The following is an 11730-nucleotide window of genomic DNA, read 5'->3' as shown; positions in this document are numbered from 1 at the left end:
CGTTTTCAGTGCAATAAGTGACGGTACGTGTTGAATCACGAGCAAAACTGAGCCAGGCGTCACGTCCAAAACTGAGCCACTAAGTTGACGAAGAAATGGACTGTTCGGATGTGGATAAGTCTACTGCGTGATCTGTCTGGGGTGCTCCTTTGGCCGTTTTGGTTCGTGTGGCTCTGATGATCGAAGACGGTTGTGCAGTCGAGTGCCTGAAGCGCCAGCTCTGGTTGCCGGTTTCGACGATGTGGCAGTGATGGGTGAGTCGGTCGAGTAGCGCGGTGGTCATCTTGGCGTCGCCGAACACGCTGGCCCACTCCGAGAACGACAGGTTGGTGGTGACGACCACGCTGGTGCGCTCGTACAGCTTGGACAGCAGGTGGAACAGCAAGGCCCCACCGGCTTGACTGAAGGGCAAATAGCCCATCTCGTCGAGGATGACGAGATCCACGTACATGAGCCGATGTGCCAGTTGCCCGGCCTTACCTTGAGCTTTCTCGGCCTCCAGCAGATTGACCAGCTCGACGGTCGAGAAGAAGCGCACCCGCTTACCATGTGCACGGATGGCATGAACGCCCAGGCTTGTGGCAAGGTGTGTTTTGCCCGTGCCTGGGCCGCCCACGAAGACCACGTTGTGGGCTGAGTCGATGAACTTGAACTCGTGCAGCTGACGCACCAGCGCCTCGTCCACTTGGGCCTGATCAAAGGCAAAGCCAGCCAGATCGCGGTGGTGAGGGAATCGGGCCACCCGCATCTGGTAGGCCATGGAGCGCACTTCCCGGTGCGCGCCCTCGGCCTTGATGAGCTGATGCAGAAGGGCTTCGTGGTCGAGCGATTTGAGCCGGGCGATGCCCAGCAGTTCCGGCCAGGCACTGGCCATGCCGTGCAGGCTCAAGCCCTTGAGGCTTGCTGCGATGTCATTGGACATGGTCATCCTCCTGGGACTGGCGCAGGCTGTCGTAGCGCGACACGTCGGCCTGAGGCGGCTCGTGCAGCGTCAGTGAAGGCAAGGCTGCTTCAGGCAGGCTTTGCACGGCTTGGGGCTCCTTGAGCCTGGCCAGCACGTTGAGCACATGGTCGGCACTCACGCGGCCCGATTGCAGCGCCAACTCCACGGCCACCAGCACGTCATCGAGCCCGTGCAGGGTGATGGCCATGAGCACCTGGGCCATCACCCGGTCGCCGCCAGGGTGGCGAAGCAGGTGCGCTTGCAGATGCTGCAAGGGCTCGGGCATGGTCTTGAAGGGGGCGCCGTTGCGCAAAGCGCCGGGCTTGCGTTCGAGCAAGCTGACGTAGTGCCGCCAGTCGTACAAGGTCTGGCCACGCTCGAAGCTGCGCGGCAGGCTCACCGGCTGTTCTGGCGGTTCCGAGTTGGGGCCGACCACCACCAGGCGGTCGGGATAAGCCCGCACGCTGACACTGGTGTGGGCCCACTCGCATGGCACGCTGTAGCGATTGCGCTGGTAGTGGATCAGCGAGGTGGCCGTCACCCGCACCATCTGCTCAACATAGCCATCAAATGGCGCAGGGTTGGGCATCAGGTGCGTCTGCTCTTGCTGCCAGACGTCGGCGATCGTCAGCTCTGGCCACTCGGGGTGAGGCAGCTCATGCCAGGCGTCCAGGCAAGCCTGGTGCAGCCACGCATTGAGGCTCTCCAGGTCGGGCCAGCGGCGTTCCGCTGCCTCCATCCAGATGCCACGACGGCGATCCTGCACGTTCTTCTCGACGATACCCTTCTCCCAGCCTGCGGCCCGGTTGCAGAACTCTGGCTCGAACAGGTAGTGACCCGTCATGGCCTCGAAGCGCGCATTGACGGTGCGGCTCTTGCCCTGACCAACCTTGTCGACGGCGGTCTTCATGTTGTCGTAGATGCCCCGGCGCGGCACGCCACCAAAAGCAGCAAAGGCTCGGGCATGAGCGTCGAACAACATCTCGTGGGCCTGGCTGAAGTAGGCGGTGAGCATGAAGGCCCGACTGGCCGCCAGCTTGGTGTGCGAAGCCTCCAGGCGTTTGCGCATGCCGCCCACGAACAGGTACTCACAGCTCCAGTCGAACTGGAAGGCCTCGCCCATCTCGAAACTCATGGGTACGAAGGCCATTCGGGTTGGCGCGTCGGACTGTGCCTGCTGCCAGCGCTTGGCGAACTCATAGACCGGGCCTCGGCTGCCAGGGTAGCCCATGGCCTGCAGTGCCCGGAACATGGCCTTGATGCCACGGCGCTCGCGCTTGTTGCGGTGGCTGTCGGCCTTCAGCCAGGTGGCCAGCTGTTCCTTGTAGGGATCGAGAACGCTGGGAAGAGAGGCCCGCTTGGGGTAGCGGGGCTCGACCATCTCGTCGGCCTCGAGCCACTTGGCGGCTGTATTGCGGGAGATGCCCAGCCTTCGGCTGGCTTCGCGCACGCTCAGGTGGTCACGGTGGACCATGCGGCGCAATTTGCTCAATGTGCTCACGTTGATCACTCCTGCACCCCACTGCTGCAAAAAACAGCAGGGTAGGTGGATAACGTGGCTCAAAATTGGACGTGACGGATGCCCTTTAGTGGCTCAGTTTTGCTCGTGATTCAACAGCGGTCGAGCTCCGCCTGGGCGAAAAACGCGCTGGCCAGCTTCAGGATCTCGTTGGCTCGACGCAGTTCGCGGTTCTCGCGTTCGAGATCCTTGATGCGCTGCCGCTCCTCGGTGGTTGGGCCAGGAATGACGCCGGCATCGGTCTGCTGGCGACGCACCCAACCGTGCAGGGTCTGGGGGACACAGCCGATCTTGGGCGCGATGGATTCGATGGCAGCCCATTCGGAGGGGTAGTCATCACGGTGCTCCATGACCATGCGCACGGCACGCTCACGAACTTCGGGGGAGTAGGTATTGGATTTCTTCATGCCTCATTCTCTCAAGAGTTGAGGCCTCCACGAAACCCGGCTTGATTCACAATAGCAATGCCATTGTTGAAAGATAACGTGACGCGCTTGTCTGTTTTGGTTCGCCTGCATAAGATTAACAGGCCGTTGAAAAATCCCCCACCGACGCCCGCGTTGGCCGCTACGATCTGAAGCCAAGCCAGAACAACTCAGACGAGGACGATGAGAGGCAACCCAGACTTCCAGGGGGCGATGTTCAGCTACATCAGCCTTGAAGAGCGCGTGCCGCAGACACACCCGCTGCGCAAGTTGCGCGCGGTGGTGGACGCGTTGCTCGCGACGATGAGCCGCGAGTTTGAGGCGGTGTATGCCCGCCGGGGCCGTCCCTCGGTGCCGCCGGAAATGCTGCTCAAGGCCCTGCTGCTGCAGATTCTGTTCTCCATCCGCAGCGAGCGCCAACTGGTCGAGGCCATCAACTACAACCTGCTGTACCGCTGGTTCGTGGGCCTGAACATCGAGGACAAGGTCTGGGACCACTCCACCTTCAGCGCCAACCGCGAACGTCTGTTCAACGAAGACCTGGCGCGCGCCTTCTTCGAGCGCGTCAAGCTCAGCGCCCAGTGGGGCAGGCTCACCAGCGACGAGCACTTCAGCGTGGACGGCACGCTGATTGAGGCCTGGGCCTCGCACAAGAGCTTCAAGCGCAAGGACGATGACAGCGGCACGCCGCCCGGACGCAACCCCGAGGTGGACTTCAAAGGCCAGGAGCGCTGCAACGACACCCACGCCAGCAGCACGGACGTTGATGCCCGGCTGTTCAAGAAGAGCCAGGGCGACAAATCCCGCCTGTGCCACATGGGGCACATCCTTATGGAGAACCGCAATGGCCTGATCGTGGATGTCCAGATCACCCACGCCAGCGGCACCGCCGAGCGCGATGCGGCGCTGGCCATGCTCAAGCGCCGGGGCAACAGGAACAAACGGGCCACGGTCGGTGCCGACAAGGGCTATGACAGCAAGGCCTTCATCAAAGGCTGTCGCAAGCTCAAAGTAACGCCGCATGTGGCGGCCAAGGACAAGCACTCGGCGGTGGATGGGCGCATCCAGCGGCACGAGGGTTACAAGACCAGTCTGAAGGTGCGCAAGCGCATTGAGGAGGCCTTCGGCTGGATCAAGACGGTGGGCGGTCTGGCCAAGACCAAGCTCGTCGGCCACGCCAAGCTCACGGGCCAGGCGCTGCTGTGCTTTGCCACCTACAACCTGGTGCGCCTGGGCTCCATCGGCGGCTGGTGGCCCCCGCTGTCAGAATAGTTGGAACCTCAGTTGCTGTTAGAGTCCCAAACCATTGGGGGCAAAGAGAAGGTTCCGATGAAGTATTCCGCAGAACGCCGGGAAGCCATCCTGAAGAAGTTACTGGCCCCGCACAACCGCACGGTCTCCGACCTGGCACGCGAAGAAGGCATTTCCGAGGCCACGATCTATAACTGGCGCAAACAGGCCCGCGGCCAGGGCCGTTTGTTGCCAGACCAGGCGTCGGACAGCGAGGGCTGGAGCTCGCAGGACAAGTTCAACGCCGTGCTGGAAAGCGCTGCGCTGTCCGAAGTGGAGCTGGCCGAGTACTGCCGGCGCCGGGGACTGTATGCCGAGCAGTTGCGCCGCTGGCGAACGAGTTGCGAGCAGGCCAACGCGCAGAGCCAGAGCGCCGCCCGGCAGGAGGCCGACGCGCTCAAGGCTGAACGTCGCCGCACGCGCGATTTGGAGCGCGAGCTGCGCCGCAAGAACGCCGCGCTGGCTGAGACGGCAGCATTGCTGACCTTGCGAAAAAAAGCCCGGGCGATCTGGGGGGACGAGGAAGAATGACCAATGCCCAGGATCGCCGTCAAGCTGTAGCGTTGGTCGATGAGGCTCGCCAGGCCGGTGCACGCTTGCAGAGCGCATGCATCGAACTCGGTATCGGCTTGAACACTTATCGTCGCTGGGCGACGGGCGATGAGGACAGACGCCCGCACGCCATACATGCCACGCCATCGCATGCACTGACAGACGCCGAGCGCCAGGCCGTGCTGCAGGCCTGCCACCGTCCCGAGTTCGCCAGCCTGCCGCCGGCGCAGATCGTGGTACGGCTGCTCGATGAAGAGGGCCGGTACCTGGCGTCGGAGTCGACCTTCTATCGCGTGCTGCGCCAAGCCGATGAGCAGCACCGCCGTGGCCGGGCGCGCGCGCCACGTCACGCTGGAGCACCACGGCGCCACTGTGCCGACGCACCCAACCAGCTCTGGAGCTGGGACGTCACGTACCTGCATACGCGTATCCGCGGCCGGTTCTATTACCTGTATCTGATCCTGGACATCTACAGCCGGAAAATCGTCGGGGCCGAGGTGTTTGAATCGGAGAACATGGCCAACAGTGCCACCATCATCCAGCGCGCCGTGCTGCGCGAGCAGTGTCAGCACCGACCCCTGGTATTGCATGCCGATAATGGTAGCGCCATGAAAGGCTCGACCTTGCAGGTCACGCTCGAGAAGCTGGGCATTACCGCCTCGCACAGCCGACCCCAGGTATCCAACGACAACGCGTATTCCGAGGCCCTGTTCCGCACCTGCAAGTACCGGCCCGGTTACCCGATCGACGGCTTTGCAAGCGTGCAGGCCGCACGCCTGTGGGTGCATCAGTTCATCCACTGGTACAACCATGAGCATCGCCACAGCGCCATTCGCTACCTGGCTCCGGCGCAGCGTCATGCGGGCCTGGATGCCCCCATTCTGCAAGCCCGACAGCGCCTGTACCAACAAGCCAGGCAACGCCACCCAGCACGATGGTCGGGAAAACTACGCAACTGGCAGCCCATCGGCAGCGTCTGGCTCAACCCCGAGCCGGATCAACATGAGCAAGACACCGATCCAGTATTAGAGGCCGCATGAATCAGGTTCCAACTGCCTTGACAGACACCGGTGGGACGCGCATCATGCGTGAAACACGGGGTCAGTGCGCCCAAAATGGGCGAACAGGCCTGAAACAGGCCCCGAAAAGGGCTGCGCAGGCCGTTAAAGGCGCTCTGCACCGGCTGAAAACCGATGCGCACGATGATGCGGCAGCTTTGATGAACACTTTTTCAACAGCCTGTTAATTATTCGTCAAGTCAACCACACAATCTTGCGCTACGAACTCATTCAACGTTGCGCTACGAACTCATTCAACGGCGGTTGTTTGGAGGCCACGAAATCTACAGTTCGTTTGTGTAAAAAAGGATATTTAACATGGCCTGGATTTCAATAATTCCGCTAATCGTTGTTCTCATACTGCTGTTCCGCCAGCGGAACATGGTTGTCGCGGCGGCGGCTGGTGGATTGCTCGCGATCGTTATGGCGTACTTATTTCGGGATCACCTCCCGCTCGTTCAAGAGACCGTAAACGGAGAAACCCGGGTCGTCATCCTTGATCTCAAGAGGGCGTTCTACCGGTTCTCATCAACCATTCCGACCATGCTCTCGTATACGTCCCCCATTGTCAACGCCTCCGCTGCGGCGATGGTCGCGGCCTTCGGAGGTTTCGCGGCCCTCCTTGAGATAGCCCGACGTCGGCTGAACGGTCGGATGGAACTGCTGGCTGCTTTTGTGGTGGATGGAACTGCTGGCTGCTTTTGTGGTCATGCTTCAGGCTTTCGCCACCTACACGGCGGGGCTCGGCGCCGGGAACACTGTCATCACCGCTCCGCTCATCGCGGCGGCAGTTGGAGCTACGCCGGGCGTGATCATTGGGATGGCAATCGCCACGGCAGGTGCCTTCACCACCAGCCCCTCGTCGGCAGAGTCCGCGCTCACCAGCCGCCTTGCTGGTCTGAGTGATGTTGGACCGTATGTTGCTGATATGCGTGCGTTCTTCCTCCTCGCTGTAGCGATCGGTATGGCCATCGCCTGGTGGGATGTTCGCCGCCGCAAGGGTGCCTTCGTTCCCGGCGACGACATCAAGGCAACTGAAGGCGCCCCAACCCTCACTGATGATTTTGGTGTGACGCTGGCGACACCCGCGCGTCAGTTATGGGCCCGTGCGACTCCCGCACTTTGGCTCCTCGGTGCAGTGGTGTTGGGTCGCCCTCTGAATGATCTTTTCGTAGCGTGGGGTCTGCCGCAGTTCTTCTCACCTATGGTCTACATCAGCATTACCGTGGTCCTTGTCTTCCTGATGCGACTCGGAACCATCGACTCCGCCGCGCAGAAGTTCATCGAAGGCGGGAGCTTCATTTTGGTGCGACTCTTCGCAGTGGGTCTCTTCCTGGCCTTCGTCAATATGATCAGCGATATCGGCGCCTTCCAGTTGATTGCCAAAGCGGCGCTCCAGGTTCCAAAGGAGTTTGTTGTGTCTGTCGCGGCGCTGGTCGGATTCCTCATTGCGATTCCGGCGGGCGCATATGCCTTCGCCGTGATGGGGTTGATCGGCCCAGCGCTGGGCGCGGAAGGTTTCACCCCGCTCCAGCTTGGCTTTGTGATGATGGCCATCGGCATGGGCACGCAGATGAGCTGGAGCCAGCTCAATGTGGCCTCCCTCAGCTATGGGTTCAAGGTCAGCATCTCGCGCATCGTCCGCATCAACGCGCCTGGCGTCATAGCCATGGCGCTATTGCTTGCAGGCCTTGCATATATCTTCGGTTAAGCATCTCAGCCACATATAGGAAAAAGCAATGTCAATCGTCGTAGAAGTTCGTCGTAACACTTATCAGGACTCAGTCACCCTCATGCGCCTGTCCAGCGATCTCCTCGCTGAGGACGGTGTCACCAATGCGTCGATCATGATGGGCACCGCTGGAAATATCGAGATCATGCGCGAGGGCGGACTTGATGCCCCCGTCCTGAATGACGCTAGACCCACCGATCTGGTCATCGCCATCGTCGCAGCCTCCGAGGACGCCGCTCGGGCGGCGATCGAGAAGGCAATCGCCGCGCTCAACACCGATGCATCCACTGCCAGCGATGGGGGTGGCGCGCAGAAGCGGGCAATCTCATCTGTAATGGGGGCGGTTGTCGAAGGTGTGAACCTGACCCTCATCTCCGTGCCTGGCGAGTACGCCGCCGCCGAAGCCATGAAGGCGCTCAAGGCCGGCATGCACGTCCACCTCTTCAGCGACAACGTTTCGGTGGAGAAGGAGATCGCTCTCAAGGACGTTGCCATTCGCAAAGGCTTGCTGATGATGGGACCCGATTGCGGCACCGCCATCATCAATGGCGTTCCCATGGGGTTCGCCAATGCAGTACGACGTGGACGCATCGGCGTGATCGCCGCCTCAGGAACGGGAGCTCAGGAAGTGACCTCGCTCATCCATGAACTCGGCTCGGGCATCTCGCAGGCCTTTGGCACAGGGGGTCGCGACCTCTCCAGTGCCGTCCAAGGGCGCATGGCGCGTTTTGCGTTGAAAACGCTGCTCGATGACGACATGACCGAGGTGATCGTCTTGATCTCCAAGCCGCCTGCCCCTGAGGTCGCCGCCTCCATTCTTGATGAAGCCAAGGGCGCATCCAAGCCGATCGTCGTGTGCTTCCTTGGCGGAGATCCGAAGATGGTGCGCGATCATGGGCTGATTGCAGCGCAAACGCTAGAAGACGCTGCACGTCAGGCGGTGCGCGCCGAAACAGGATCCGATGCGCACTCGCACTGCGCGCCCACGCCGGACCTACCGAAGCTAGCGAAAGAGCAGAAATATGTCCGGGGACTCTTCTCAGGAGGAACCTTCTGCTACGAAGCGCTCCTCTTGCTGCGTGAATTCGTGGGCGATGTCTCGTCCAACACACCGATCAACAAGCAGATGAAGCTCAAGAACAACAACATCAGCACCGGGCACGTCTGCATCGACTTCGGTGAAGACGAGTTCACGGTTGGACGGCCCCACCCGATGCTCGACTTCCGGTTCCGCAATGATCGGATCGTGCAGGAAGCGCGAGATCCCGAGACAGCAGTGATTTTGCTGGATCTGGTCCTGGGCTACGGCGCGAACGCCGACCCGGCTGGTGCTTTGATGCCGGCCATCCGAAAAGCAATGGAAGTCGCCCGTGCTGAAGGGCGCACGCTTCCAATCGTCGCATCGGTCTGTGGAACGAGTGACGATCTCCAGGGGCTAGAGCAACAGAAGGCCTCCCTTCGGGAGGCTGGCGTCACCGTCCTCTCAAGCAATGCCCAGGCGAGCCGCTTTGCCGGAAAAATCGCCCAAGTCGCCCAGATCACTCAGAAATAAGGAGCCCATTCATGTCATCAATCCGTGATCTCATACAGTCCGATCTAAAAATCGCGAACCTCGGACTCCCTTCATTCCGTGACGATCTCGAGGCCGCAGGCGCCAGCGTCATATCGATCGACTGGTCTCCACCCCTCTCCGGCGACGTTGACGCTGGATGGTCGCTGGCGACCATGATGTCTGGCGACGACATCGGCGATGCCATCGATGCCGCCAACAAGGTTGCACTTGAGCGTGTGCTCGGTGCGGAGCCCATGTGGCTTGATTGCCTCCCCGCCAGAGATGCCCTCGTGGGCATGACCGACCGCACCATTCTTCACTCTGGCCCGCCGGTCGCATGGGAAGACATGGCGGGGCCGATGCAGGGAGCCATCATCGGCGCCATGCTCTTCGAGGGGCTTGCCCCAGACGACGTAGCCGCACGCAAGATGTGCGAGCAAGGAGCCATCGAGTTCTCGCCGTGCCATCACCTCAACGCAGTCGGTCCCATGGCCGGTGTGATCTCTGCGTCGATGCCGGTTCTGGTTATCGAGGATGCCAACGGCGGCAATCGCGCCTTCAGCAATCTCAACGAGGGTCTGGGCAAGGCGCTGCGCTTTGGCGCGTACGGCGAGGACGTGCTCTCCCGTCTCGCGTGGATGCGGGACGTGCTGGGTCCGGCGCTCTCGGTCATTGCCCGCGCGCTTGGCGGCGTCAACCTCAAGTCCATCACCGCGCAAGCGCTGCAGATGGGCGATGAGTGCCACAACCGGAATCAGGCGGCCACATCACTTCTCTTTCGGGAGATCGTGCCTGCCCTGGTCCGAAGTGACTTCCCGAAGGATCAGATCCCCGATGTGCTGGATTTTATCGCCGGCAACAACCATTTCTACCTGAACTTCTCGATGGCTGCGGCAAAGGTCGCACTCATGGCGGGATCCAACGTCCCGAACAGCAGCCTGGTCACTGTCATGGCCAGGAATGGCGTCGAGTTCGGCATCCAGATGAGCGGTACCGGCAACCAGTGGTTCACCGGTACGGCCCAGATGGTGAAGGGGCTCTACTTCCCCGGATTCGGCGAAGACGATGCCGCCCCCGATCTTGGCGACAGCGCCATTACGGAAACCATGGGCATCGGTGGATTCGCCATGGCGGCAGCGCCGGGCATCGTGCAGTTTGTCGGGGGAACCCCAGAGACAGCCAAGCAATACACCCGGGAGATGTACGAGATCACGCTGGGACGAAATCCCACATACTCACTCCCGCCGCTTGGATTCATCGGCACACCAACCGGGATCGATGTTCGGCTTGTCGCCGACAAGAACATCCTGCCGCTCATCAATACAGGCATCGCCCACAAGGATGCCGGGGTTGGCCAAATCGGGGCCGGCCTTGTCTCTCCGCCAATCGAGTGCTTTGCATCTGCTTTGGCCGCACTGGCCGATCAGTTTGCCGGCGCGAAATAGTCTGTTCATATTCAACACAAGGAGTGCACCATGCAAGCGCAAGTTTTTCGAGTTCCGATGAGTAATCCGTCTGATGTGAGTGGCGTAGCCAAGCTCATTGATGAGGGCGTGATCCGCGCCGAAGAGGTCGTCTGCGTCCTGGGCAAGACCGAAGGCAACGGCTGTGTCAATGACTTCACACGTGGCTACACCACCCTGGCGTTCAAGGTCTACTTCGCCGAGAAGCTGGGCGTGTCCCGGCAAGAGGTCGGCGAGCGCATCGCCTTCATCATGTCCGGCGGCACCGAAGGTGTCATGACGCCTCACTGCACCATCTTCACCGTACAAAAGACGGACAACAAGCAGAAGACCGCCGCTGAAGGCAAGCGACTTGCCGTTCAGCAGATCTTTACCCGCGAGTTCCTGCCGGAGGAGATCGGCCGCATGCCGCAGGTCACGGAAACAGCCGACGCTGTTCGCCGCGCCATGCGCGAAGCCGGCATCGAGCAGGCGTCCGATGTCCACTTCGTTCAGGTCAAGTGCCCACTGCTAACGGCCGGGCGCATACATGACGCTGTCGAGCGCGGGCATACGGTGGCCACCGAAGATACCTATGAGTCCATGGGCTACTCCCGCGGCGCATCCGCGCTTGGTATCGCCCTGGCCCTCGGGGAAGTCGAGATGGCCAGCCTCAGTGATGAAGTCATTACCGCCGACTACAGCCTGTACTCCTCGGTTGCCTCAACTTCGGCAGGTATCGAGTTGATGAACAACGAGATCATCGTCATGGGCAATAGCCGTGCATGGGGTGGTGATCTTGTCATCGGCCATGCTGAGATGAAGGACGCCATCGACGCTGCAGCGGTCCGTCAGGCCCTGCGCGACGTCGGGTGTTGCGAGAACGATCTGCCCAGCGCCGATGAGCTTGGCCGCGTGGTCAATGTCTTTGCCAAGGCCGAAGCCTCCCCGGACGGTGAGGTGCGCAAGCGCCGCCACACGATGCTCGACGATTCGGACATCAACAGCACGCGCCATGCACGAGCGGTCGTCAATGCAGTGATCGCCTCGATCGTGGGCGATCCCATGGTCTATGTCTCTGGCGGCTCCGAGCATCAGGGACCCGCCGGTGGCGGCCCCGTTGCAGTTATCGCGCGCACAGCGCAGTAAAGGAACAATCCCTATGTCAAAACTTGCCGTTGTTGCGATTGGTGGAAATGCGCTTCTCATTGAGGGCC

7 protein-coding genes and 2 pseudogenes are annotated in these 11730 nt (G+C 61.2%); 6 read left to right on the top strand and 3 right to left on the bottom strand.

Translation table 11 applies throughout. From position 1 onward, the window contains the following. Nucleotides 1–79 precede the first annotated feature (79 nt). The 3 genes and pseudogenes from istB to A612_RS00380 all read right to left on the bottom strand — a co-directional run. The gene (gene istB / locus A612_RS00390; protein ID WP_019372643.1) at nt 80–922 is read right to left on the bottom strand and encodes an IS21-like element ISAav1 family helper ATPase IstB; all 843 of its coding nucleotides are present in this window, start codon (nt 920–922) and stop codon (nt 80–82) included. Beyond that, nucleotides 912–2444: an IS21-like element ISAav1 family transposase gene (gene istA, locus A612_RS00385; protein WP_076612028.1), complete on the bottom strand. Its 1533-nt coding sequence runs from the start codon at nt 2442–2444 to the stop codon at nt 912–914. The genes istB and istA overlap by 11 nt, the downstream gene beginning before the upstream one ends. Before the next feature lie 117 nt (nt 2445–2561). Beyond that, nucleotides 2562–2869: pseudogene (locus A612_RS00380) on the bottom strand (transposase); the annotation flags it as partial. 201 nt (nt 2870–3070) lie between these two features. On the opposite strand from A612_RS00380, the gene A612_RS00375 reads away from it, so the two are divergent. From A612_RS00375 to atzD, 6 genes and pseudogenes are all read left to right on the top strand, one after another. Then, nucleotides 3071–4159 carry an IS5-like element ISAav3 family transposase gene (locus A612_RS00375; RefSeq protein ID WP_040435292.1) on the top strand — a complete coding sequence of 363 codons (1089 nt, stop codon included), beginning with the start codon at nt 3071–3073 and terminating at the stop codon, nt 4157–4159. 57 nt (nt 4160–4216) lie between these two features. Continuing rightward, nucleotides 4217–5769 (top strand): annotated as a pseudogene (locus A612_RS00365) (IS3 family transposase). A gap of 700 nt (nt 5770–6469) precedes the next feature. Further along, the gene (locus A612_RS00360) at nt 6470–7498 is read left to right on the top strand and encodes a hypothetical protein (protein ID WP_019372639.1); all 1029 of its coding nucleotides are present in this window, start codon (nt 6470–6472) and stop codon (nt 7496–7498) included. A gap of 28 nt (nt 7499–7526) precedes the next feature. Further along, nucleotides 7527–9071, top strand: a complete 1545-nt coding sequence (gene fdrA / locus A612_RS00355) for an acyl-CoA synthetase FdrA (RefSeq protein ID WP_040435287.1) — start codon at nt 7527–7529, stop codon at nt 9069–9071. An 11-nt stretch (nt 9072–9082) separates the two neighbouring features. Continuing rightward, entirely contained in the window at nt 9083–10516 is a 1434-nt protein-coding gene (locus A612_RS00350) for a YlbE family protein (protein ID WP_019372637.1), read from the top strand. 30 nt (nt 10517–10546) lie between these two features. Further along, a complete protein-coding gene (atzD, locus tag A612_RS00345) occupies nt 10547–11662 on the top strand; it encodes a cyanuric acid amidohydrolase (RefSeq protein WP_040435285.1) in 1116 nt (371 codons plus the stop codon). Nucleotides 11663–11730 lie beyond the last annotated feature (68 nt).

This window comes from Melaminivora alkalimesophila (genome assembly GCF_000282995.1).
In the GTDB taxonomy this organism is placed as follows: domain Bacteria; phylum Pseudomonadota; class Gammaproteobacteria; order Burkholderiales; family Burkholderiaceae_C; genus Melaminivora; species Melaminivora alkalimesophila.
This window is presented reverse-complemented; position numbering and strand designations above follow the sequence as displayed.